This is a genomic window from Glycomyces paridis, from assembly GCF_004912155.1.
GTDB lineage: Bacteria > Actinomycetota > Actinomycetes > Mycobacteriales > Micromonosporaceae > Glycomyces > Glycomyces paridis.
Map to the genome: position 1 here is coordinate 102809 of NZ_STGX01000001.1, position 24948 is coordinate 127756.

Here is a 24948-nt window from a genome sequence, read left to right on the forward strand (position 1 = left end):
CCGCAGCGCCCCGACGCCCGGCCATGCGCCGGCGCCGCCGCCCGCCCCCGGTGCGGCGCGAGCGGGGCGCGGTTCGGGCGGCGAGAGGGCCGCCACCGCGAGAATGGAAGCGGCACCGTGCGCATCACCTTCCTCGTCCGCACCGTCTGGGGCATCGGCGGGACCATCAGGACCACCGTGAACACCGCGGAGGCGCTGGCCGAGCGCGGCCACGACGTCGCGATCGCGTCCTGCGTCCGCAACAAGGCGGCCCCGGACTTCGACATCGACCCGCGGATCGCCGTCCGGAGCCTGTGGGACGTCCGGGCGCCCGCCGACGGCGGCGAGGCCCTGTCGCCGCTCGACGCCTACCGGGCCCGGCGGCCCTCCTTCCTCGACGCCGACAACGTCAACAACATGAAGGAGTCCTCGCGCCTGCTCGACCGCCGCGTCAAGCGGTTCTTCCAGGAGGTCGACACCGATATCCTGGTCACCACGCAGGCCTCGCTCAACCTGTACGCCGCCGCGTACGCCCGCCCCGACACCGTGGTCGTCGCCCAGGAGCACCTCTTCCTTGACAACTACCGGCCCGCCGTGCGCAGCCGCCTCCTCGCCGCCTGCGACCGCTTCGACGCCCTCGTCGTCATCACCGAGGCCGACGCCCGCGCCTACCGCGAGGCCCTGCGCGACCGCGCCGGGATCGTCGAGGTCATCCCGAACTCCGTGCCCGCCAACACCGTCGGGCCCTCCCCGCTCACCGCCCCCGTCATCATGTCCGCCGGGCGCCTGACGAGCATGAAGGGCTTCGACCTCCTCGTGGAGGCCTTCGGCGAGATCGCCCACCGCTACCCCGACTGGAGCGTGCGCGTCTACGGGCGCGGCCCCGAGAAGAAGCGCCTCCACCGGCTCATCGGCGAGTACGGCCTGCGCGGCCGGATCAAGCTCATGGGCCCGGTCTCCCCGCTCGACCCGGTCTGGCAGGAGGCCTCGATCGCCGCCGTCACCTCCCACTACGAGTCCTTCGGGCTCATCCTCGTGGAGGCCATGGCCGCCGGAGTGCCCGTCGTCGCCACCGCCGTCAAGCAGGGGCCGATCGAACTGGTCGACCACGAGGTCAACGGCCTGCTCGTGGAACCCAAGAACGCCGAGCGGCTCGCCGAGGCGCTCGCGCGGCTCATGGACGACGCGCAGCTGCGCCGCAAGCTCGCCGACGGCGGCCGGGCCACCGCCCGGACCTTCGAGCCCTACCGGGTCGTGGCCCTCCACGAGCGCCTCTTCGAACGGCTCCTCGCCGACCGGCGGCCCTGACCGCCGGTGCGATCCGCCCGTATCCGAGACCCGCGCGCGTACGGCCCGCACCATGGAGGTGCGGGGGCACGCTTCCGCCGGCGCACCGCCCGGTCGGCGCGCCCACCAGTGAAGGCATGACCAGTGAGACGACTGCTCAGATCCGAGACCATCCGCCTGACCGCGCTCGCCGCCGCGGCCGTCGCGGCGGCGGTGGCCCTGCCCGGCGCGGCCTGGGCGGCCTACGCGCTCGCCCTCGCCGTCTTCGCGGCCGTCGCCCGCCGCCACCCCGGGAGCATCGCCGCGCTGCGCGTGCCCCGGGTCCTCGCGGCCCTCGCCGTCCTCATCGCGGTCTGGGCCTCCGGCGGGACCGAGCGGTGGCCGCTGCTCGCCGCCGGCGCGCTCCTGGCCTGCCACCTCGCCTGCGCCGACCTCGCGGCCAGGGCCGTGGGGATCGGCCGCCTCGACACGGTCAACCTGGAGGTCCACCGCTCGCGGACGCGGCGCCTCGCCGCCCCCGCCACGGTCGGGGCGCTCGTCAACGCCCTGTCGGTCGCCTTCCCGCTCGCCGCCGCCGCTCCCGCGCCGGTCGCCGCCGCCACCGACCCGCTCTTCCTCGCGCTCGCGGTCGCCGTCCTCGGCTGGGCCGGGGCGGTCGCCGCCGCGGGCCAGTGGCGCCTGCGCACCGACCCGCACCCGGTCGACGCCGCCGTCGCCGCGGCGGTCGCGGCCGTGCGCCCGAAGTTCGTGGTGCACTTCGCCGGGACGCGCCACTCGGAGTACCAGCTGCGCATGTGGCTGCCCTACTTCGCGGCGGTCGGCGACCCGTACCTCATCATCGTGCGCGAACGCCACCTCGTCGGCGGCGTCGCGGCCGAGACCGACGCGCCGATCGTGCGCGTCCCGGCCCAGTCCGTCCTCGACCGGCTCCTGCCCGAGAGCGTCGGCGCGTGCTTCTACGTCAACCACGCGGTCAAGAACGCGCAGCTGGTCAAGCTCGACGGCTACCGGCACGTGCAGCTCATGCACGGCGACTCCGACAAGCCGATCAGCCGCAGCCAGGTCTCGCTCATGTACGACCGGGTCTTCGTCGCCGGCCAGGCCGGGGTCGACCGGTACCGCGCGCACGGCGTCGACATCCCCTCCTACAAGTTCCGGCGGATCGGGCGCCCGCAACTGCACGAGATCCGCGTCGGCCCCCGCGACAGGGCGCCGGGCGAGCCGCCGACGGTCCTGTACGCCCCCACGTGGGCGGGCCTGACCAGCGACGTCGACTACTCCTCGCTCGCGGCGGGCCGCCGGATCGTCGAGGGCCTGCTCGGGCGCGGCGCGCGCGTCGTCTTCCGCGCCCACCCCTACACGGCCGGGAACCGCGCCTACCGGGCCTTCGCCGAGGAGATCAGGGCGCTGCTGGCCGCCGACGCCGCAGCGACCGGGCGCGACCACTGGTGGGGCGCCCGCGCGGAGAAGGAGGCGACGCTCACCGACTGCGTCAACGCCGCCGACGCGGCCGTGTGCGACGTCAGCGGCACCGCCTCCGACTGGCTCTACGGCGGCCGGCCCCTGGCGATGACCGACCCGCGGGGCCTCGGCGACGCCTACGCCGCGCAGTTCCCGCTCGCACGCGCCGCCTACCGCGTCGACGCCGACGCCGGGAACCTGGAGGCGGTGCTCGACGAGCTGCTCGGCGCCGACTCGCTCGCGCCGGTCCGCGCCGAGGTCCGCGAGTACTACCTGGGGGACCTCGCCCCCGGCGACCTCGTGGAGGTCTTCCGGCAGGCGGTGCGGTCGACGTACCGGCCCGTGTGGTCGCACGCGCGCGAGCGCGCACCCGAGGCGCTCGCGCGCCGCTGAGGCCTCAGGGCAGGTCGAGCAGGGCCGCGGCGACCGCGAGGTCGGCCGGGCCGGTGACCTTGAGGTTCCGCTCGTCCCCGGGGACGAGGAGGACCGGGACGTCCGGCAGGTACCGCAGCACCACCGAGCAGTCGTCGGTGGCCGTGAAGCCCGGGTCTGCCGCCGCGGCGGCGTACGCGTCGCGGATCAGGCCGAGCCGGAAGCCCTGCGGGGTCTGCACCCGCCGCAGCCGGTCGCGCTCCAGCGCCCGCTCCAGGACGGTCCCGCCGTCCCCGTCGCGGACGGCGACGACCGTGTCGGCCGAGGGCACCGCGGCGGCGGCCGCGCCGTGCCCTTCCAGGGCCGCGGCCACGGCGGCGATGACCTTCGCGGGCACGAGCATCCGGGCGCCGTCGTGGATGAGCAGCTTGCAGTCCCGGTCGCCGCCGGTGCGACCCCAGGCCCAGCCGACGGCCGCGGTCGAGGAGTCCGAACGGGTCGCGCCGCCGCGGACCACCGCGGCGACCTTCCCCAGGCCCGCCTCGGCGGCCAGCTCCCGGACGCGCCCCTCCTGGCCCTCGCCGACGACCACGACGACCTCGTCCACCGACGCCTCGGCCTCGAAGGCCTCCAGGGTCCACCGGAGCACCGGCTTCCCGGCGACCTCGATGAACTGCTTCGGCACCGCCGCGCCCATGCGCCGCCCGCTGCCGCCCGCCAGCACCGCGGCGATCGTCGGTGCGGGCCCGGTGGCCCCGGTCGGCTCTGGCACGTCGGCTCCGGTGGTTCGCTGCGGCTGGGGACTGCGAGGCTACGATACCGGCTCGGGCGCCCCGAACCGGGCGGCGCGGGGACCGCCGCGCACCTCATACCCGGAGGTCGGGCAATGCGGCCTCCAGGCGGACGCCCGGTAAACTGCACCGGACTCGCTCGCGATCATTTGAGGAATTCTCTGTGTCCACGAATATTGTCATCTTGGCGGCCGGGGTCGGTTCTCGACTGGGTCGTCCGCATCCCAAGCCGCTGACGCCGCTGAACACCGGCGAGACGATCCTCGGCCGCTCGCTGCGGCTGCTGACCTCGCGGTTCTCGCGCCACTCGATCCACCTGGTGGTGGGATTCAAGAAAGAGATGATCATGGAGGAGGTGCCCGACGTCGGTTTCATCTACAACCAGGCGTACGGGGACACGAACACCTCGAAGAGCCTGCTCAAGGCCTTCACGATCCTCGGACCGGGGGGCGTGCTGTGGCTCAACGGCGACGTCGTCTTCGACCCCCAGGTCCTCGACGTGCTGCTGCCGCACATCGCCATGGACCGGTCCTTCGTCAGCGTCAACACCGCGAAGGTCTCCGACGAGGAGGTCAAGTACACCCTCGGCGCCGACGGCTACATCAACCAGCTCTCGAAGCGGGTCAGCGACGGCGCCCTCGGCGAGGCCGTCGGCATCAACTACGTCTCCGCCGACGACCGCGCGGTCGTCGCCAAGCGGCTCGCGGAGGTCGACGACCAGGAGTACTTCGAGGGCGGCATCGAACTCGCCATCGCGAAGGACGGCCTCAAGTTCGAGGCCGTCGACATCTCGCAGCACAACGTCATCGAGATCGACTTCGGGGGCGACCTCGACAAGGTGAACGAGACCTTCAAGTAGCGCGCGGCGGACGGTGCGCGCGCCGGAGCGAGCACCGCGATCCGCCGGTTCCCAGGGGGCCCGAGACCGCGACCCGGTCGGGCGAGCATAGAGCGAGGCGTAATGGTCCAACTGTCAGTCGTGATTCCGTACTACAACGTCGAGGCCTACTTCGAAGAGGCGCTCCAGTCCCTGGCCGACCAGAGCCTGCGCGACCTCGAAGTGATCATGGTCGACGACGGGTCGCCCGACGCCAGCATCGAGATCGCGAAGCGCTTCGCCGCGAACGACCCCCGCTTCAAGCTCGTCGTCCAGGAGAACGGCGGCCTCGGCCACGCCCGCAACACCGGCGCGGAGGCCGCCACCGGGAAGTACCTCGCGTTCGTCGACTCCGACGACGTCATCCCGCACTTCGCCTACAAGCTCATCGTCGACACCATGGAGCGCACCGGCTCCCAGATCGGCGCGGGCAACGTCCGCCGCATCAAGTCCACCGGCGCCAGCTCCTCGCCCATGCACGGCAAGGCCTTCGCCGCCACGAAACTGCGCACCACGCTGAAGCAGCACCCGGCCCTGCTGCGCGACATGACCGCGTGGAACAAGGTCTACCGGCGCGACTTCTGGGAGGCCAACGAGCTCCGCTTCCCCGCCGGCGTGCTCTTCGAGGACGCCCCCGCGACCATCCCCGCCTACGCGCTCGCCGACTCCATCGACGTCCTGGAGACCTCGATCTACTACTGGCGCGTCCGCGAGGGCGGCGCCCCGTCGATCACCCAGCGCACCACCGACGGCAAGAACATCGCCGACCGCATCGCCACCACCCGCATGGTCTCGGACTTCTTCGAGCGCCAGGGCGAGCGCGAGCTCAAAGACGGCTACGACGACATGGCGATCCGCCACCACCTCAAGCTCATCCTCAAGTCGATCTCGCAGGCCGAGCCCGACGTGCAGCGCGCCTTCGGCGAGGACGCCAAGGCCTACCTGGGGACCGTCAGCGAAGAGGTCATCCGCAAGCTCCCGCGCCACCTGCGCATCTCCTGCCGCATCCTGCGCGACGGCTCCGTCGACGAGCTCCTCACCGGCCTCGACGCCCCCATTTCGGCCTCCAAGATCCCCTCCCCGCGCAGCCTCCTGCGCAAGATCACCGAACTGCCGGTCCGCGCGAACCTCCACGCCGTCGTCTGGGAGGACGGACGCCTCGCCATCCGCGGCTCGGTCGCCCCGACCTCCCCGGCCCACCCGGCGACCTGGAACCCCTCACGGCGCGTCATGTGGCTGCGCAACTCCAAGAACCGCGCGTTCCAGATGCTGCCGTCCACCACCACCGCCCGCGTGCGCCCCAAGCGCCTCGACGGCAAGAGCGACCGCCACGTCGTCTCCACCGAGTTCGAGGCGCTCCTCGACCCGGCCAAGCTCCAGCAGGACGGCCGCTGGGAGGAGGGCGTCTGGCACGTCGCCCTCGGCGTCGTCGACCAGCTCGGCGTCCACAAGGGCGGCATGGCCGCCGGCTCGGGACTGGGCACGCTCGAACTGGAGCCGCGCTGGCTCGACGACCGGTTCCGGATGGTCCCCGTCCTCAGCGGCGGGCGCCTCATCGTCAAGATCGACCGGCCCACCGTGGTCCTCCTCGGCTGCGACTTCGAAGGCACCGACCTGGTGCTGCGCGGCGAGATCCACGACAAGGTCGCCGCCGCCAAGGGCGCCCTGACCTTCGGGCGCACCCGCGGCAACCCCGCCCACAGCGTCGAGGTCGACCTCGACGGCGAAGGCGACTCGCGCTCCTTCCGGGCCGTCGTCGCCGCCCGCGACCTCCTGGACGCCTTCGGCGGCGTCGCCATCGCCCCCATCGGCGGCATCACCGACCGCATGTACATCGAGCTCAACTACGACGAGCAGCGCCGCGAACTCCTCGTCGGCAACGACGTCACCGGCGCGCACACCACCCTGCGGGACGCGACCCTCGCCGTCGACGTCACCCCCACGCGCTACGTGCGCCTGTCCGGCCGCCCGCCGCTGCCGTTCGTCACCGACCTGCGCCTGACCGACGGCGGCACCGTCGTCCTCACCGGCGAGGGCGCGCTCGCCCCCGAGGACCGGATCGTGCTCCAGCTGCGCGGCCAGCAGGAGCAGCACCCGTTCGAGGTCGAGGCCGACGGCCAGGGCTGGTCGGGCGAGCTCGCGGCGAACGCCGTGACCTCCCTGGCCGGGACCGTCGCGCTCATCCCCGGCGTCTGGGACCTGCTGCTGGAGACGCGCGACGCCAACGGCGACAAGCGGACCACCAACCTCGCCCTGGTCTCCCAGGCCGAGGCGCGGCTGCCGATCAAGGCCACCGTGGACGGACGCGACATCACCGCCTGCCGCCACGGCATCGACCAGGGCTTCATCCGCACCGGCCCGTTCGTGGAGGCCTCCGAGCAGGCCCCGGCCGGACCCGAGTGGCTCCAGCGCTTCTTCTACCCGCAGCTGCGCCGCCAGCGGCCCCTGCGCGAGGCGGTCTTCTACGACTGCTTCTACGGGCGCCAGTACTCCGACTCCCCGCGCGCGGTCTACGAGCGGCTCGTCGAGCGCGAGGCCCCCCTGGAGCACTACTGGTCGGTCCAGAACCGCCAGTTCGAGGTCCCGGCCCCGGCCACCGGCGTCACCTACGGCTCGCGGGCCTGGTACGAGGCGCTGGCGACCTCGAAGTACATCGTCACGAACACGCACCTGCCGAACTGGTTCCAGCGACGCGAGGGCCAGATCGTGGTCCAGACCTGGCACGGTACGCCGCTCAAGAAGATCGCCTTCGACGTCCCCGACCTCAAGACGGCCGACCCGGACTACCTGAAGAAGATCGCGCTGGAGATCCCGAACTGGTCGTACCTGGTCTCGCCCAACGAGTTCTGCACCGAGCAGCTCCCGAAGGCGTTCCGGTACGAGGGCCCGGTCCTGGAGACCGGCTACCCGCGCAACGACGTGTTCTACCAAGGCGACACCGAGGCGCTGCGCGCGCGCCTGGTGAAGCTCCTCGGCCTGCCCGCGGACAAGAAGCTCGTGCTGTACGCGCCGACCTGGCGCGACAACGAGTTCTACGGCCGCGGCCGGTACAAGTTCACCTCGCCGTTCGACTTCGACGCGGCCAAGCGCGCCCTCGGCGACGAGTACGTGATGCTCGTGCGCCGCCACCCGAACATCGTCGACCCCGTGCCCGGGGCCGGCGAGGGCTTCGTCTGGGACGTCTCGATGTACCCCGACGTGGCCGAGCTCCTCGCCGTCAGCGACGCGCTCATCACCGACTACTCCTCACTGATGTTCGACTTCGCCAACACCGGCCGCCCGATGCTGTTCTACGCCTACGACCTCGACGACTACCGCGACAACCTGCGCGGCTTCTACTTCGACTTCGAAAGCACCGTCCCCGGACCCATCCTCCGCACCACCGAGGACACCGTCGCGGCCCTCAAGGACCTCCCGGCGGTGGCCGAGGCGCACACTGAGCGGTACGGCGAGTTCCGCCGCCGCTTCTGCGGACCCGAGGACGGCCACGCGGCGGACCGCCTCATCGACCGGGTGTTCGGCGAATGAAGTACCCCCTCCTGCCCGCTTACTTAGGAGCGCGATTGCCATGAGTGTCAACCTGAGCCCGCTGTGGGCCCGAGCCGGAGGCCTGTGCGACCGGTTCGAGCGCTGGGGCATGGCCTGCCGCTACTACGCGAAGGCCGCGGCCGCCCAGCCGCGCAACGCCGACTACGCGTTCCGCCTCGGCCGCGTCCGCGAGCGCCTGAGCGACTTCCACGGCGCGGTCGAGGCGTACACCGCCGCGATCGGCGCCGGCGGCAGGCACCAGGGCGACTACTACAACCGCCGCGCGATCGCCCGCGGCCAGCTCGGCGAGTGGACCGAGGCCGTGGCCGACCTCGGCAAGGCCCTCGACCTCCAGCCGGGCAACCGCAAGTTCCTCTCCACCCTCGTCAAGGCCGAGTTCGAGGTCGACAACACGCGGGGCGCGGCCGAGGCGCTCGCCGAGCTCGTGGCGGCCGGCGACACCAGCCAGGCCTCGCTGCTCCTGCTCGCCAAGGCCTACGCCGACCTCGCCCGCTGGGACGAGGCCGCCGCGGTCTACCGGACGCTCATCGAGGCCGACCCGAAGGACTCCGACATCAGCAACGCCTACACCGGCGTCCTGGAGTCGGCGTTCCGGACGCCGTTCGGCATCGGCCCGGACGACGAGGTCGTCCCCGCCGACGCGGCGGGCCGCGACGCCCGCGGCGCCGCGGCGGTCGAGCAGATCCAGGCGATCGTGGACTCCTCCGAGAAGCGCGTGTGGGCGACCTTCCGCCTCGCGGCCCTCCAGGAGGTCCTCGGCGACGTCGCGACCGCCCGCGCGAACTACCGCGAGGCCGTGCGCCGCGCCGAGATCGCCAACCAGTCGTGGGTCCACCAGTCCATCGAGTCGTGGACGTTCCGGGAGCGGTACCTCGCGAACCTCCAGGGCGAGCTCGTGCTCGACGAGCCCGACGAGCGGTACGACCGCACCGTCGAGCCGACCGAGGCCGAGCCGGTCCCCGGCGACGCCGCCGGTTACGTCGAGGCGCAGGTGTCCAACCACGGCGTCTCCGTGGTCGGCGTGCTGCGCCACGGCCTGGGCAACGAGCTCACCATCCTCCTCGACGGCGAGCCGATCCAGAAGATCACCGCCGACCCCGGCCAGTGGATGCCGAAGTTCCGCTCGACGATCACGCACCGCGTCGCCGCGCACTTCCCGCCGCATTCGGTCCTGTCGATCACGCTCGACGGCCGCCCCGTGGTCGCCCCCAACGGCGCCCCCGGCTTCGCCGTCGGCGTCCCCGGCGGCGACGGCAGCCTCATGAAGCGCCTCGCCGACGGCTACTCCATCAACAAGAAGGGCCGCCTCTCCAAGCCGCCCAAGGCCAACCCCAAGCGCGAGAAGGACCTCGTGGCCGGGTACGTCAAGCTCAAGGACTACCTGGAGAGCGAGCTGGGCGTCAAGGCGTTCCTGTGCTACGGGACGCTCCTGGGCTGCGTGCGCGGCGGGGCGATCATCCCCGGCGACGACGACTTCGACGTCTCGTTCCTCACGAGCGCCGAGGACCCGAAGGCCATGAAGCGCGAGGGCATCGAGATCGTCAAGGCCCTCGTCCGCGGCGGCTTCCAGGTGCGCGTCACCGTGGACGGGCGCCTCATGCACGTCAAGGTCGACAACGTCACCCTCGACGTCAACCCGGTGTGGTTCTTCCAGGGCAAGGCCTGGGCCTTCACCTCGCACAAGCTCGGGCGCGAGTCGTTCGAGCCCGTCGTCACCGCCGAGATGGGCGGCCAGAAGGTCTACATCCCCGAGCGGGCCGAGGACTTCCTGGTCGAGAACTACGGCGCCGACTGGCGCACCCCCCGCTCCGACTTCAAGTACTTCCGGCCCGCCTCCGACATGGTCGTCCTGCGCCAGGCGCAGCTCAACCCCACCGAGGTGCAGGAGCTGCTGGACTACTCCGAGAAGGCCCGGATCGAGGACCCCGCCGCGGGCCGCTTCCACGGCTACGGCGACCCCTCCCGCCCCGAATTCAAGTAGCACGTCCAGTAACAGCGTCAAGTAGCGGCCGGACCCCCTTCCGGCCCAGGCCGGGCCGCCGATCCCCCGTCGCGGCCCGGCCCCCTCCTCCCCGTCACCCCCTCGACCTCTCGCCCCCCGAAGGACCCCCAAATGAAGAACCCCGTGGGCTGGTGCCAGTCCCAAGTCGGAGGCCTGCTCCACCGCGCGCGGCGGTGGCGACGGGCCGAACGCGCCTACGCCGCCGCCTTCCGCCGCCTCCCGGCCGACCCCGACCTGGCGTTCCGCCTCGGCGTGGTCCGCCACCGCCTCGGCGACCTCGAAGGCGCCCGCGACGCCTACTCGGCCGCGCTGGACGCCGGCGCCCCCGACCCGCTCGCGTGCCTGCGCCGCCGGGCCCGCGTCCACGAACTCCTCGGCGACCGCGAGTCGCGCGTCCGCGACCTCGAAGCGGTCCTCGCCGGAGGCGGGCGCGAACCCGAGGTCATGCGGGCCCTCGCTGGCCTGTACGCCAAGACCGACCGGCTCCCCGAGGCCGTCGCGCTCCTCGACCGGTGCGCCGACGCGGCCCCCGAGGAGCTCGCGCAGGCCCGGCGCCGCGCCGAGTACCTGTGCCGCCTCGGCGCCTGGCCGCGGGCGCTGCGCCTCTACGAGACCCTCCTCGAAGCGCACGGCGGCGACCACACGCTCCAGTACGACGCGGCGATGGCCGCCGAGCGGGTCGCCACCGTGCCGTTCCACCACGACGGCGAGGGCTTCGCCGCGACCGACCCGGTCCTGCGGGCCGAGGCCCTCGAACGGGCGATCGCGCTCATGGGCCGGGTCGCCGAGGACCCCGAGCGGGTCTGGGCGCCGTTCAGGCTCGGCCGGTTCTACGAGGCCGCGGGCCGCGGGGCCGAGGCCGCGGCGGCCTACCAGTCGGCGTGGGACCGCGCCGAGGCCGCCGACAAGTCCTGGTCGGAGCACCAGATGGCGCTGTGGGCCTTCCGCAGGGACTACGCCTCGCGCACCGGCCTCGAAGCCGACGACCGCCTTGCGATCACCGTGGGGCCCGGCCCGGAGCCGGTCGCGCTCGGCTCGGCCGCGGGCCACTGCGCCGTCACCGTCGGGAACTTCGGGCTCGCCGTCAACGGCTTCCTCTTCCACGGCCGCGCCTCCACGGTGACCCTCCACCTCGACGGCGAGCCGGTCGTGACCACCTCCGTCAACCCCGCGCGCTGGCGCCCGGAGTTCCAGGTGCTGCTCAAGCACCCCGTCGCCGCCACGCTCGGTCCGCAGACGACGCTCGCGGTCACCTGCGGCGGCGAGACGGTCGCGATCGGCGACATGGCCGCGTCCGTCGTCCTCGACAACCCGCGCGGCTCCGGCACGTTCGGGGACCTGCGGGCCAAGGGCTACACGGTGAACAAGAAGGGCCAGTGGTCGACGCCCGCCGCCGCCGACGTCACCGGTGCGGTCGCGGCCTACGCGAAGTTCCGGGACTTCCTGGAGGACGAGCTGGGCCGCAAGGCGTTCGTGCTCTACGGGACGCTCCTGGGCACCCGCCGCAACGGCCGGATCATCCCCGGCGACGACGACTTCGACATCGCCCTGCTGTCCGAAGGGGACGGTCCGGAGGAGGCGAAGGCCGACAGCATGGCCGTCATGCGGGCCTGCCTCGCGCACGGCTTCGACGTCGGCGTCGGCTTCGAGGGCCGCCCGTTCAACCTCCGCATCGACGGCCACGTCATCGACGTCAACCCCGTCTGGTTCCACCAGGGCCGCGCCTGGGCCTTCAACTCCCACGACCTGCGGCCCGAGCACTTCGCGCCGGTCGCCACCGGGGAGCTCGAAGGCGCCGAGGTGTACGTCCCGGCCGACGCGGACGCGTTCCTCGCCGAGAACTACGGTCCCGACTGGCTCCTGCCGCGTTCGGACTTCAAGTACTTCCGCTCCGACGCGACCGTGCGCACCATCCGCCGCACGCAGCTCGTGCTCTCCGAGGTCCGCGCGATCCGCGCGTACGCCGAGGAGCTGCGGCTCGCCTCGCCCGAAGCCGGGACCTTCTACGGCTGGGTCGAGCGCACCGTCCCCGTCGCCTAGGTACCGAAAAGGCCGCGTCCCTTGAGGGACGCGGCCTTTCACGTTCGCGCTAGTCGATGCCCTGGAGCAGCGCCGCCAGCTCGGGTGCGGAGAAGTCCACAGGGTTGTTGCCGAGCCGCTGCACGTTCACCGAGGCGGCGAGCGCCTCGCGCGAGGCGGGCGTGTCCGCCCCGGCCTTGCCGAGGCTCGTCTCCAGCCCGAGGCGCTGCATGAGCGCGGTGAAGCGCTCGCGCGCCTCCGTGCCGTCGGCGGCGCCGAGCCCGCCGAGGACCGCGGCCATCGCGGCCGCGTGCGCCGCCGGGTCGATCCCCTCGCGCAGGCGCGAGGGGTCGGCGTGCGCCTCGATGAACGCCCCCAGCGTCACGCCCACCGCGTGGCCGTGGCTGAGGCCGTACGTCTTGGTGATCCCGTACGACAGCGCGTGCGCGGCCGTGGTCCGGGAGACGTCGATCGCCCGCCCGGCCAGGTGCGCGCCCAAGGCCATCGCCCGGGCGTTCGCCTCGTCGGGCTCGCGTGCGAACCCTTCGAGGGCCCCGAGCAGCAGCTCCAGGGCCTCGCGGGCGAACACGCGGCTCTCCTCGGTCGCGCCGACGGCCCACAGGCTCTCGATCGCCTGCGCGACGGCGTCGACCCCGGAGGTCGCCCGCTGGTACGCCGAGCCCGAGACCGTCAGGGACGGGTCGAGGACCACCGCGTCGGGGAGCATCGCCGGGCCCTCGATCGAGAATTTGCCGTTCCCGATGTAGACCACGGCGAACCGGGTGGCCTCCGAGCCGGAGCCGCTCGTGGTCGGCGCCAGCACCAGGCGCGTCGCGCGCCCGGTGACCTTCGCGCCGGCCCTGATGCGGTCCTGGAGCTCGTCGGCGTCGGTGACGCCCCTGAAGGCGCACAGCAGCTTCGCCATGTCCATCGCGGAGCCGCCGCCGACGGCGACGACCAGGTCGGGGTCGAAGCGCTCCACGATCCCGAGGCCGACCGCGAGGTCGGCCGCGTCCGTGTTCGGCGCGAAGTCGCTCCACTGCTCGACCTCGGCGACCGCTTCGAGGCCCGGCAGCAGCCGGTCCCCGCCGGAGGCGGTGAACGAGCGCCTGCCGCGCACGAGGAGGACCCTGCGGGCCCCGAGCCCGTCGGCGACTGCGCCGACGAGCTCGATGGCCCCGGTGCCGAACCGGACGTCCCGGTCGGCGAATGCGGATGTCGGCATCGGTCCCGCGGCTACTTCGCCAGGGCGCCCATGAACGCGGCCTTGGCCTCGGCCGGGGTGCGCGTCGGGCGGCCGATGTCCTTGCGGCTGCCCGGCTTGACCTTCAGCTCCAGCAGGGCCGGCCCGCCGGCCGCGCGCATCGCGGCGACCTGCTCGGGCAGGGTGCCCAGGTCGTCGGTCGAGGCGGCGTAGCGGTAGCCGAGGGCCTTCGCGGCGGCGGCGACGTCGATGACGCCCACGGAGGTCGGCTGGCCGCCGACCGAGTCGTGTACGCCGTTGTTGAAGACGATGTGGAAGTACGTCGCCGGGGCGTGGTCGGCGATGACGGCGAGCGAGCCCAGGTGCATGAGCAGGGCCCCGTCGCCGTCGAAGCACCAGACCTCGCGCTCGGGCTCGGACATGGCCACGCCGAGCGCGATCGAGGAGGCGTGCCCCATGCCGCCGACGGTGAGGAAGTCCCCGTCGCCGGAGGCCCCTTCCCGCTGGCGGTACTCGAACAGCTCGCGGCTGAGCATCCCCGTGGTCGAGACGATCGCGGCCCCGTCGCCGACGGCGGTGGCCGCGGCGACGAGCGCGTCCTCGCGGCTGGCGAGGTCAGGCGCGGGCGCCTTCACTTTCTCGCCGTCCGCGAAGGTGTCCTTCTCGACGAGCAGGAAGTACGGCGAGGACTGCTCGACGGCGACCGCGAGGGCCTCGGCGAGCGCCTTGTCCGCCGCGTCGGGGTCCTTCGGCAGGACCGCCCACGGCAGGCCCGAGGCGTCCAGGAGCGCCTCCTGGACCTTCCCCTGCTTGACGTGCTGCGGCTCGTCCTTGACGCCGGGCTGGCCGCGCCAGCCGACGACCACGAGCATCGGGATGCCGTAGACGTCGGGGTCGGCCAGGGAGAGCACCGGGTTGACGAGGTTGCCGAACCCGGAGTTCTGGAGGTACACGAGCGCGGGCTTGGCGGTGCGCATGTAGTGGCCGATGGCCAGGCCCACGGCGGCGCCCTCGTTCGCGGCGATGACGTGCCGCTCGCGCGGCAGCGTCGCCATGATGTGGCTGCCGAGCTGCTTGAGCAGGCTGTCGGGCACGCCGGTGTAGAAATCGACGCCCAGCCGCGAGAGCTGGTCGATGAAGCGTCCGGGCTCGATCACGACTCGTTCTCCGGGATGATCGCGAGCGCTTCCTTGATGTTCGCGATCTGCGAGTCGACCTCGGCCGAGCGGGCGTTCTCCAGGATCGACTTCGCGACGCTCGACATGGCCTTGTAGGAGGCGCGCATGAGCTGGTTCGCGTAGATCACGACGTTGACGCCGCGCTCGATGAACTCCTCTTCGGTGACCTGGTTGTAGCTGGTGGGCACGACCACCAGGGGGACCTTGGTCTCGAAGGCCGCGAAGCGCTCGCAGAACTCGAAGATCTCGTCGGGGCTCTTCTGCCGCGAGTGGATCATGATGCCGTCGGCGCCGCCCTCGATGTAGGCCTTGGCGCGCGTGACGGCGTCCTCCATGCCCATTTCGAGGATGAGGCTCTCGATGCGGGCGATGATCATGAAGTCGTCGGTGACCTGGGCCTTCTTGCCCACCTGGATGCGGTGGACGAAGTCCTCGATCGTCGACTGGGTCTGGGCGACCTCGGTGCCGAACAGGGAGTTGCGCTTGAGGCCCTCCTTGTCCTCGATGATGACCGCGGAGACGCCGAGGCGCTCCAGGGACCGCACCGTGTACGAGAAGTGCTCGGGCTTGCCGCCGGTGTCCCCGTCGTAGATGAGGGGCTTGGTGGTGACCTCGAACAGGTCGTTGATCGTCTGGAGCCGCGAGTTGAGGTCGACGAGCTCGATGTCCGGCTTGCCGCGCGCGGTCGAGTCGGTCAGGGACGAGGACCACATGGCGTCGAACTCGACCTTGAGGCCGTTGCGCTCGGCTTCGGCGGTCTCGATGATGAGGCCGGTCAGGCCCGAGTGGGCCTCCAGGACGCGGACGATCGGCTTGGCGTCGATGAGGCGGCGCAGGCGGGTGAGGCGCACGTCGGGGGTGGTGCCGACCTCCTTGACGGAGGCGACGAGCTGGGTGGAGGAGATGCCCTGGGTGTAGGGGACCTCGACGAGCTCACCGCCCCACTCGGCGAGGGCGTCGACCACGCGCTGGCGGGTGTCCCGCTGCACGCCGGTGCGCCAGTCGTCGCCGTGGACGACGAAGTCGGGCTTGACGGTGCGCAGGTTCGGGACGTAGTCCAGCGTCTCCTGCGGGATGACCTCGACGACGCCCTTGAGGTTGGCGACGACGGCCTTGCGCTGCTCGTACGTCATGTGGGGGAGACGCTTGTAGCTGGCGATGGCGGCGTCGGTGAGCAGGCCGATGGTCACATCGCCGAGTTCCGCCGCGCGGCTCAGGATGTTGATGTGGCCGGGGTGGATGAGGTCGGCGCTCATCCCCACATACACGGTTGGACGTGTTGACAACGTAACTCCTCGATAGGCGCTTGGTTCTGCCCTTGGCTTGCCCTGGCGGACTCGGATGCGGCTACCAGGCGGCGTCGGCGGGTGGCCGCAAGCGGGGCGTGCCTGCCAGTCTAGCGACGTGTTCGCCAGGCGGTCATCTGCCCGTTGGTTCGCCTTCACCTGGGCGTCGGTCGCCCGCGGCGGGCCGCGGCTTCAGGCGGCGGCGGACGCGCCGGCGGGGCGGTAGACCTCGCGGGCGGCGTCGAGGAAGGGCTCGACGGCCCGTTCGGGCGCGAACCCGCCGAGGTAGTAGGTGCGGACCCGGTCGCGCCGCGCCGCGAGGGGGTCGTCCCCGAGCATGGCGTCGAGGGCCTCGCCGAGGTGCTCGGCGCGGGCGTCGATCCGGTAGGCGGCCTCGGCGAGCGGGAGGCGTTCGGCGAGGGCCTCGCCGAGGTCCTGCATGTCGGTGAGGGCGAAGGGCTTGCCGGAGTAGAGCCAGTCGGAGGCGGCGCCGGAGACGTCGGTGACGGCGTGGTCGGCGGCGTCGATGCACTCGGACAGGCTCATGCGCTCGGCGGTGGCCGCGCCCCAGCGGTGCGCGCGGCCGGTGGCCTCGGCGTCGGCGGCGAGGAGGCGTTCGAGCCCGGCGAGGCGGGCGGCGGCGCCGCGGTCGTGCCTGGTGAACGGGTGGGCGCGCAGCAGGACGGTGGCGCCGCGGTCGAGCAGGCCGCGCACGATCGGCTCGCCGATGCGCAGCGAGGAGTAGTCGACTTCGGCGGAGGTGCCGGTCCAGGTCGGGGTGTAGAGGACGACGGGGGCGCCCTCGGCGTCCGGCCGGGGCCCGACGCGGGTGCCGTGGAGCTGGGGGCGCCCGACGATGCGGAACTTCGCGTCGGGGAGGTCGACGCCGTGCGCGCGGTAGCGGTCGATGCCGGCCTGCCCGGCGACGAAGATCCGGTCGTACATGGCCGAGACGGGGTTGCGGCTGGCGAGCTTGTCGGAGTCGCCGTGCATGAGCTGCACGTGCGTGAGCCGCCCGGTGCGCACGAGCTGGGCGTTCTCCATGCTGTTGTTGACGTAGAAGACGCCCTGGACCGAGTCGGTGAGGAGGTTCTCGACGTCGGTGATGCGGGGGGCGACGACGATCGGCGCCTCGGTGCGGGAGGCGAGGTCGCCCAGGAGGTCCCGGTGGCGCAGCACGATCGCGTAGGGGTCGCCGAGCATGTCGAAGTACGGCAGCCACATGCGCAGGTGGAACGTGGACTCGGGCGGCCCGGCGAGGTGGACGAGGAACTGCGGGCGCAGCCGCTCGACGGCGTCGAGGACGGCGCGGTCCCCGGCCCGGGAGGGCCCGCCGCGGCGGCGCGCGGCCCGCAGCGTCCCGGCGCCGATCGCGGCGGCGACGGCGAGCGAAACGGCGGCGGCGGTCCACGCGGCCCAGGCCGCGTCGAAGGCGGTGAGCGCGGCGGCGGCCAAGGCGAGCACCGCGGTGAGGGCCGAGACCGCGGCGGCGACGGGTCGGGGCGCGAACCACCGGTCGGCGCCCGCGCGCGCGACGGCGAGGTTGGCCGTCTCCAGGCGGGAGGCGCCGAACACCTTGGCGAGCAGGGGTTCTGCGGTGACGAGCGCGAGGAGCACGAGTCCCGCGAGGAGCAGCGGCGTGGGTCCGGCCGCAACGGTCGCCGCGACGACGAGCGCCGCGATCGCGAGCGCGCGGGGCGCGACGGCCGCGGCGAGGGGGTCGCCGCGGTGGGCGCGCCGGGCCTCGGCGAGGGCGAGGGCGGCGGCCGCGAGGGCGGCCCAGGCGAGTTCGGGGACCGCGGCGGCGACGGCGGCGAGGACGGCGAGGGCGCTCGCGGCGGCGAGGTTCCAGAGTCTGCGGAGCGAGTTGAGACGCATGGTGTTCGGGAGTCCTCATCAATCGGCGGGTCGCCATGTCGCATGACGGTTCACCGACCGTTCATCCGGTAGCATCGTAACGGAGCGGCCGTCGCGATCGTCATTCGCGGCCTACGCCTTTCGCAGTGGATTCGGTTGCACGCTGTAGCGCATTGCACCTCCACTCCTTTCCGGATCATGGCCAATGGATGCGACGGTTATCCTTTCGGCTCGGCGATCCGTCCACATGCATAGTCGTTCATGCGTTGTCACAAGCCACAGGGCAGCAATCCACACGTCCGATCCGGACGCGAGTCACCTGGAGTTTCCCATGGGAGTCCGAAGCTACCTCTCGAATCGTCTGCGCCAGGGGGGCGTGCAGACCAAGCTGCTGCGGGAGATCCGTCAGGAGCTGGTGAAGATGCAGGCCACGAACGCCGCGATGGCGACGCAGCTGAAGAAGGTGAACAAGCACCTCGAACGCACCCGGCAGGTCGAGGAGGTCATTCGCTTCTCGCTTTCGGAGAAGGTCCTGCACGAGGTGACGCGCTTCTCGGAGGAAAGCGTTCTCGACTTCGAGACGACGCTCCGGCGGGTCGCGAAGGAGCGGCTGAGTTTCGCCCGCTTCGGCGACGGCGAACTGCGGATCATGCTCAATCCCGATTACAACCTCGGATTCCAGGCCGGTTCGGCGCCGCTGCGCCGGGATCTGCAAGCGGTCCTCACGTATCAGAACTACGACCAGGACCGGCTCCTCGTCGGATTCCCGTACCTGTTCCGCAGCCCCCATTGGCAGAAGGTGTGGAGCGACTCGTGGCCGCGGCTGCGCGAGATACTGCCGCGCGACGTGCAGTACGGCGTCGCCCACGTCTCGCGCCCGATCTTCTTCGGCCAGGTCGGCGCGCTCGGCGTCGATTTGTGGCGGGAGGTCTGGGACGGGCAGCGCGTGTGCGTGGTCACCGGGCGCGGCTCGCGCTTCACGATGGTCGACGAGCTGTTCGACAACGTCGCCTCGGTCGACTACCTGTACTCCGAGCCGAGGAACGCCTACGGCGACATCGGGCGGGTCCTGGAGGAGGCCGAGCGGCTCGACGACGCGGACCTGTTCCTCGTCTCGCTCGGCCCGGCCGGGACGATCCTCACCGCCGAGCTCTCGCGGATCGGCAAGTGGGCCATCGACATCGGCCACCTGTCGGCGAGCTACGAGCAGGCGTTCAAGGGCGCGGGCGAACCCGAGGACCGGCCCGTCAGCTCGGAATGACCCGGCGCACCGGCGCGGGGACGCGCACCGCGGCCGTGGCCGGGTGCGGCGCGACCTGGCCGAGCTTCTCGCGCGCGGCGCACAGGTCGGCGAGCCGCTCGTAGGCGGGCGCGCCGAGCAGTTCGGTGAGCTCGACGGCGTAGGAGAGGTACACCGGTTCGGCGGCGGTGTGCGCCAGGGGCGACCCGGTGCACCACCAGTCGAAGTCGTGGCCGCCGGGGCCCCAGGAGGCCCGGTCGAACTCGGTGATGAGTGTGACGGAGACCTCCGTGCCGTCGGCGCGGTGCTCGGTCTTGAAGTCGCGTTTGACCGGCAGCTGCCAGCACACCTCGGGCTTGTACTCCATGGGGTGCACGCCGTCGCGCATCGCCTGCTGGTGCAGGGCGCAGCCGGAGCCGGTGGGGAAGCCCTCGCGGTTGTGGAAGACGCAGGCGCCGTCGACCACCGCGGTCTTCTTGGCGGGCTCCTCCTCGCCCTCGTCGTTCTCGAGGGTGTCGTCGACGACGGTGTCCTTCCACTTCCGGTGGAGCTGCCACGTCTCGGGTGTGAGCTTCTTGACGATCTGCCTGGTGCGGCGAAGGTCGTCCTCGTCGGTGTAGAACGCGCCGTGGAGGCAGCAGCCGTCGGCGGGGCGGCCGAGGTCGATCCCGGGGCACCCGCCCTCGTCGGGGTGCTTCCCGAAGATGCAGCCCCAGCGGGAGAGCAGCCAGGTCAGGTCGGCGCGGACCATCGTGTCCGCGTCCTCGGGGTCGAGGAACTCCACCCACTCGCGGTCGAAACCCGCGGCCACCTCGTCGGTCATCGGACAACCGTACCCGCAGCGGCGCCCCCGCCGGGGTGCGCGCCACACCGGCCGGGGGGCGGCGGCGAAGGCTGCGGGCCGCCGGGGCGCACGGCGTACCCTGGTCCGTGTGACCCAGTCCGTCCCGGTTCTGCTGTCGACCACCTCCGTCTACCCGGAGCCCACCGCGGTGGGCTTCGAGCTCGCCGCCGAGCTCGGCTACGACGGGGTCGAGCTCATGGTCTTCACCGACCGCGTCTCCCAGGACCCGTCGGCCGCCGCGAGCCTCGCCAAGCACTACGGCGTCAAGATCGGCGCCGTCCACGCCCCGTGCCTGCTGGTGACCCAGCGGGTGTGGAGCGCCGACCCGTGGACGCGCCTGCGCCGCTCGGTGCAGGCCGCCGAGTACCTCGACTCGCCGACGGTGGTGATCCACCCGCCGTTCTCCTGGCAGCGCGACTACGCCGCGAAGTTCTCCACGGTGCTCGACGGCCTGCGGGCCCGCTACCCGTCGGTGACGATCGCGGTGGAGAACATGTTCCCGCTCAAGGTCGGCAGACGGAACCTCGTGCCCTACCGGCCGCACTGGGACCCGACCCGCCACGGGTACGAGTCGTACACGCTGGACCTGTCGCACTGCGCGGCGTCGGGGGCGGACGCGCTGGCGATGGCCGAGCGCATGGGCAAGGGCCTGCGGCACATCCACCTGTGCGACGGCACCGCGCCGGGCGCCGACCAGCACCTGGTCCCCGGGCGCGGCACGCAGCCGTGCGCGGAGCTGCTGGGGAACCTGGCCGCGGCGGACTGGGACGGCTCGATCACCCTCGAGGTGTCGACGCGCAAGAGCGGCAACCGGACGCGCCGGGCCGAGGACCTGTTCGAGTCGCTCAAGTTCGCCCGCGACGCGTTCCCCGCCTGACCTGTACCGCCGAACCGTATCCGTCCACAGAGGATGTGAACGTTCGTCGCGCCCGGAGGTCCCGGGCACGCACTCATCTCCTGGCGTTCGCGGGGTGTTCACTCGCGATTCCGGCGCCATTACCGACTTATCGTTAGCGTGAGGTCCCGACTGACCAATTCGGGGAGACGCATGCCAAACGATCAGCACGGCGAGGCACCGCCCGCCATTCCCGCGGCCAGGCCGCACCTCGGCGAGGAGGAGATCGCGGCGGCGGTCGCGGTGCTCCGCAGCGGGATGGTCGTGCAGGGGCCCGAGGTCGCGGCCTTCGAGGAGGAGTTCACGAAGGTCTCCGGGACCGCGCACTGCGTGGCCGTGAACTCGGGGACCTCGGCGCTCCAGCTCGCGCTCATGGCGATGGGGATCGGCCCCGGGGACGAGGTCATCGTGCCCTCGTTCTCCTTCGCCGCCACCGCGAACGCCGTGCGCCTGGTCGGGGCCGAACCGGTCTTCGCCGACATCGAGCCCGACTCCTTCTGCCTCGACCCCGACGCCGCCTCCGCCCTCGTCGGGCCCCGCACCGCCGCGGTCATGCCCGTCCACCTCTACGGCCACCCGGCCGACATGGACCGGCTCGGCGCCCTCGCCGAACGCCACTCGCTGGCGGTCCTGGAGGACGCCTGCCAGGCACACGGCGCGCAGCTCGCCGGGCGGCCCGTCGGCTCCTTCGGCGCCGCGGGCGCCTTCAGCTTCTACCCCACCAAGAACATGCACGCCCTCGAAGGCGGCATGGTCACCACCGACGACCCGCAGCTGGCCCGCACCCTGCGCCTCCTGCGCAACCAGGGCATGGAGCAGCGGTACGCGAACGAGATCGTCGGCGCGAACATGCGCCTGACCGACGTCGCCGCCGCGATCGGCCGCGTCCAGCTCGGGCGCCTCGACGAGTGGACCGAGGCGCGCCGCGCCAACGCCGCCCGCCTCGACGCCGGCATCGACGCCGCCTCCGTGGTCGTCCCGCCGGTCGCCCCCGACGCCCGGCACGTCTACCACCAGTACACGGTCCGCGCCGAGGGCCGCGAGCGCGCGATCGAACACCTCCGCGAGGCCGGGGTGGGCGCCGCCGTCTACTACCCGACGCCGATCCACCGCCTTGCCCCGTACGCCCACCTGGGCGCCGACCTCCCCGAGACCGACCGCGCCGCCGGCGAGGTCCTCTCGCTGCCGGTCCACCCGTCGCTCACCTCGGGGGACCTCGACCGCATCGTCGATGCCGTGAACACCTTGGAGCGGAAGTGACCCAGACCGCGCTGCGCGCTGGACTCGTCGGACTGGGCGCCATGGGGCGCAACCACGCCCGGGTCCTCCACGCCCTCGACGGCGTCGAGCTCGTCGCCGTCGCCGACCCGCTGGCCGACGCCGCCTCCATCCCCGCCGGGGTCCGCCTCGTCGAGACCGCCGAGCAGCTCGTGGCCCTCGGCGTCGACTACGTCGTCGTCGCCTGCCCGACCGCCTACCACGAACCGGTGGGCCTGCTCCTGGCCGAGGCGGGCGTCCACGTGCTCATCGAGAAGCCGCTCGCGCACACCGCCGAGGCCGCCGCGCGGCTCGCCGAGGCCTTCGCCTCGCGCGGCCTCGTCGCCGGGGTCGGGCACATCGAGCGGTTCAACCCGGCCGTCGCCTCCATGCGCCAGCGCCTCGAAGCGGGGGAGCTCGGCGAGATCCTCCAGGTCGTCACCCGCCGCCAAGGGCCCTTCCCCGGCCGCATCGCCGACGTCGGCGTCGTCAAGGACCTCGCCACGCACGACATCGACCTCACCTCGTGGGTGACGGGCCAGTCGTACCGGTCGGTGAGCGCCGAGACGGTCTCGCGTTCGGGCCGCGAGCACGAGGACATGCTCGCCGCCGTCGGGCACCTCGACGGCGGCGCGATCGCCAGCCACTCGGTGAACTGGCTGAGCCCCTTCAAGGAGCGCACCACGATCGTCACCGGCGACCGCGGCTGCTTCGTCGCCGACACGCTCACCGCCGACCTCACGTTCTACGCCAACGGCGTCGAGGACACCGAGTGGGAGGCGATCTCGAACTTCCGCGGCGTGTCCGAAGGGGACATGATCCGGTATGCGCTGCGCAAGCGGGAGCCGCTGCGCGTGGAGCACGAGCACTTCAGGGACGCGGTCCTGGGCCGGGGCGGCGAGATCGTGGACCTGCGCCAGGGCGCGGCCACCGTCGCCGTCTCGGAGATGATGCTGCGCTCGGCGCGCACCGGCGAGACCATGGTCCTCGACCGCACGCCCGTGCACTGAGGCCGCGAAGACCTCCGGCGCCCGCGCCGGTCGACTCCGATTGCAGGAATAGAAGGTTGGCAATGAACATCTGTGTGGTCGCGCTGGGCAAGATCGGGCTGCCGCTGGCGGTGCAGTTCGCCGCCAAGGGGCACCGCGTCACCGGCGCCGACGTGGACCCCCGGGTGGTCGCCGCCGTCAACGACGGCGTCGAGCCGTTCCCCGGCGAGCACCGCCTCGCCGAGCTGCTCAAGGAGGCCGTCGCCGCCGGGAACCTCACGGCCACCGCCGACACCGCCGCGGCGGTCGCCGAGGCCGAGGCCGTCGTCATCGTCGTCCCGCTGTTCGTCGACGCCGAAGGCGTGCCGGACTTCGGGTGGATGGACGCGGCCACCGAGGCGGTCGCGAAGGGCCTGCGGCCCGGCACGCTCGTGTCCTACGAGACGACGCTGCCGGTGGGCACCACGCGCGAGCGCTGGGCGCCGATGCTGGAGGCCGGCTCGGGCCTGACCGCGGGCGAGGACTTCCACCTCGTCTTCAGCCCCGAGCGGGTCCTCACCGGCCGCGTCTTCGCCGACCTGCGCCGCTACCCCAAGCTCGTGGGCGGGATCGACGCGGCCTCGGCGGCGGCGGGCGTCGCCTTCTACGAGGCCGTGCTCGACTTCGACGAGCGGGCGGACCTGCCGCGCCCCAACGGCGTGTGGGACCTCGGCTCCGCGGAGGCCTCGGAGATGGCCAAGCTCGCCGAGACGACCTACCGGGACGTCAACATCGGCCTGGCGAACCAGTTCGCGCGCTTCGCCGACAGGCGCGGCCTCGACGTCATGGCCGTCATCGAGGCCTGCAACTCCCAGCCGTTCAGCCACATCCACCGCCCCGGCATCGCCGTCGGCGGCCACTGCATCCCGATCTACCCGCAGATGTACCTGTGGAACGACCCCGACGCGACGGTGGTCCGCTCGGCGCGGGCGGCGAACGCGGCCATGCCGTCCTACGCCGCGGACGTGCTCGCCGGCGCCTACGGCGACCTCGCCGGCGCCGTGGTGCTGGTGCTCGGCGCGGCCTACCGCGGCGGCGTCAAGGAGACCGCGTTCTCCGGGGTGTTCCCGCTCGTGGAGGCGCTCAAGGCGAAAGGGGCCGTGCCTTACGTGAGCGACCCGATGTACACCGACGCGGAACTGGAGGCCGAGGGCCTGACGCCGCACCGCGGGGAGACCGTGACGGCCGCAGTGGTGCAGGCCGACCACGAGGAGTACCGGACGCTGTCGGCCACGGACCTGCCGCAGGCGCGGGTGCTCCTGGACGGGCGGCGCGTGACCGACCCGGCCGCGTGGAAGGGCCGCCGCCACATCGTGCTCGGCGCCTAGTCTTCCCAGGTCGGCGGTCGCAGACGGGCCAGGGCTGTAGTGCGCCTCCGTTCCGGTCGCTGTGTCAGAGGGCGGTCGTGCGAGCAAGGACTCGCCGCTCGCCGCTCGCCGCTCGCCGCGAGCGCGTGTCGCATGTGGGGTGTGCGCCCATTGCAGCATTCGAGGCGGAGTCGGGCTTCGCAGGCGGTGGCAAGAGGGTAGGAGCTGTCCCGGCAATGCGGTCGGGCAGTAGGCCTCGTGATGCTCGCGGTCAAGGATCGGCGGCGACAAGGGGTGGGGATTGGTCTCGCCCGGATTGTCGGCTCGGGGTCGGCGATGCTTGCGGTTAAAGACCGGCGGCGACAAAGGGTGGGAGTTGGTGGCGCCCGGATTGTCGGCTCGAGGTTCGGCGATGCTCGCGGTCAGGGATTGCGGCGACGGTCGGGTGCGGTGAGGGTCGTGTTGGATCATTCGCTGTCCGCCTGTCCGCCTGTCCGCCTGTCCGCCTGTCCGCC

General features: G+C 72.4%; 17 protein-coding genes. 11 read left to right on the forward strand and 6 right to left on the reverse strand.

Translation table 11 applies throughout. The features are described from left to right. The first annotated feature begins 117 nt into the window (after positions 1-117). Positions 118-1287 carry a glycosyltransferase gene (locus E9998_RS00445; protein WP_136527744.1) on the forward strand — a complete coding sequence of 390 codons (1170 nt, stop codon included), beginning with the start codon at positions 118-120 and terminating at the stop codon, positions 1285-1287. 123 nt (positions 1288-1410) lie between these two features. Then, positions 1411-3120, forward strand: coding sequence for a CDP-glycerol glycerophosphotransferase (locus E9998_RS25070; RefSeq protein WP_158299649.1), 1710 nt, complete (start codon positions 1411-1413; stop codon positions 3118-3120). A gap of 4 nt (positions 3121-3124) precedes the next feature. On the opposite strand, the gene E9998_RS00455 is transcribed toward E9998_RS25070, so the two are convergent. After that, complete coding sequence (locus tag E9998_RS00455) at positions 3125-3871, reverse strand: IspD/TarI family cytidylyltransferase (RefSeq protein WP_204745170.1); 747 nt, start codon at positions 3869-3871, stop codon at positions 3125-3127. A 182-nt stretch (positions 3872-4053) separates the two neighbouring features. Between E9998_RS00455 and E9998_RS00460 the strand changes: the two genes are divergently transcribed. The 4 genes from E9998_RS00460 (at position 4054) to E9998_RS00475 (ending at position 12358) form a co-directional block, all read left to right on the forward strand. Beyond that, positions 4054-4749, forward strand: a complete 696-nt coding sequence (locus tag E9998_RS00460; protein ID WP_136527745.1) for a phosphocholine cytidylyltransferase family protein — start codon at positions 4054-4056, stop codon at positions 4747-4749. A 102-nt stretch (positions 4750-4851) separates the two neighbouring features. Then, a complete protein-coding gene (locus E9998_RS00465; protein ID WP_136527746.1) occupies positions 4852-8295 on the forward strand; it encodes a bifunctional glycosyltransferase/CDP-glycerol:glycerophosphate glycerophosphotransferase in 3444 nt (1147 codons plus the stop codon). Positions 8296-8335: 40 nt separating this feature from the next. Further along, positions 8336-10297: a tetratricopeptide repeat protein gene (locus tag E9998_RS00470; RefSeq protein WP_136527747.1), complete on the forward strand. Its 1962-nt coding sequence runs from the start codon at positions 8336-8338 to the stop codon at positions 10295-10297. 132 nt (positions 10298-10429) lie between these two features. Then, positions 10430-12358: a tetratricopeptide repeat protein gene (locus tag E9998_RS00475; protein WP_136527748.1), complete on the forward strand. Its 1929-nt coding sequence runs from the start codon at positions 10430-10432 to the stop codon at positions 12356-12358. A 49-nt stretch (positions 12359-12407) separates the two neighbouring features. On the opposite strand, the gene E9998_RS00480 is transcribed toward E9998_RS00475, so the two are convergent. The 4 genes from E9998_RS00480 to E9998_RS00495 all read right to left on the reverse strand — a co-directional run bounded on the left by E9998_RS00480 (position 12408) and on the right by E9998_RS00495 (position 17883). After that, positions 12408-13562, reverse strand: a complete 1155-nt coding sequence (locus E9998_RS00480) for a phosphonoacetaldehyde reductase (protein ID WP_136527749.1) — start codon at positions 13560-13562, stop codon at positions 12408-12410. Between the two features lie 11 nt (positions 13563-13573). Next, on the reverse strand, positions 13574-14698 hold the full coding sequence (gene aepY, locus E9998_RS00485; RefSeq protein ID WP_136527750.1) for a phosphonopyruvate decarboxylase: 1125 nt from the start codon (positions 14696-14698) through the stop codon (positions 13574-13576). Beyond that, entirely contained in the window at positions 14695-15975 is a 1281-nt protein-coding gene (gene aepX, locus E9998_RS00490) for a phosphoenolpyruvate mutase (RefSeq protein WP_136528041.1), read from the reverse strand. The genes aepY and aepX overlap by 4 nt, the downstream gene beginning before the upstream one ends. A gap of 222 nt (positions 15976-16197) precedes the next feature. After that, positions 16198-17883: a CDP-glycerol glycerophosphotransferase gene (locus E9998_RS00495; RefSeq protein WP_136527751.1), complete on the reverse strand. Its 1686-nt coding sequence runs from the start codon at positions 17881-17883 to the stop codon at positions 16198-16200. 310 nt (positions 17884-18193) lie between these two features. Here E9998_RS00495 and E9998_RS00500 point away from each other — a divergent pair, with 310 nt between their 5' ends. Beyond that, complete coding sequence (locus E9998_RS00500; RefSeq protein WP_158299650.1) at positions 18194-19123, forward strand: GT-D fold domain-containing glycosyltransferase; 930 nt, start codon at positions 18194-18196, stop codon at positions 19121-19123. Here the strand turns inward: E9998_RS00500 and E9998_RS00505 are convergent. Continuing rightward, positions 19110-19925, reverse strand: coding sequence for a DUF3109 family protein (locus E9998_RS00505; RefSeq protein ID WP_136527753.1), 816 nt, complete (start codon positions 19923-19925; stop codon positions 19110-19112). The two genes, E9998_RS00500 and E9998_RS00505, sit on opposite strands and share 14 nt — an antisense overlap. Before the next feature lie 109 nt (positions 19926-20034). Between E9998_RS00505 and E9998_RS00510 the strand changes: the two genes are divergently transcribed. From E9998_RS00510 to E9998_RS00525, 4 genes are all read left to right on the forward strand, one after another. Beyond that, positions 20035-20823 carry a sugar phosphate isomerase/epimerase family protein gene (locus E9998_RS00510; protein WP_136527754.1) on the forward strand — a complete coding sequence of 263 codons (789 nt, stop codon included), beginning with the start codon at positions 20035-20037 and terminating at the stop codon, positions 20821-20823. A 171-nt stretch (positions 20824-20994) separates the two neighbouring features. Next, positions 20995-22101, forward strand: a complete 1107-nt coding sequence (locus E9998_RS00515) for a DegT/DnrJ/EryC1/StrS family aminotransferase (RefSeq protein ID WP_136527755.1) — start codon at positions 20995-20997, stop codon at positions 22099-22101. Beyond that, entirely contained in the window at positions 22098-23108 is a 1011-nt protein-coding gene (locus tag E9998_RS00520) for a Gfo/Idh/MocA family protein (protein WP_136527756.1), read from the forward strand. Before E9998_RS00515 ends, E9998_RS00520 begins: the two co-directional genes overlap by 4 nt. Positions 23109-23170: 62 nt before the next feature. After that, the gene (locus E9998_RS00525; RefSeq protein ID WP_136527757.1) at positions 23171-24454 is read left to right on the forward strand and encodes a nucleotide sugar dehydrogenase; all 1284 of its coding nucleotides are present in this window, start codon (positions 23171-23173) and stop codon (positions 24452-24454) included. Positions 24455-24948: the final 494 nt, after the last annotated feature.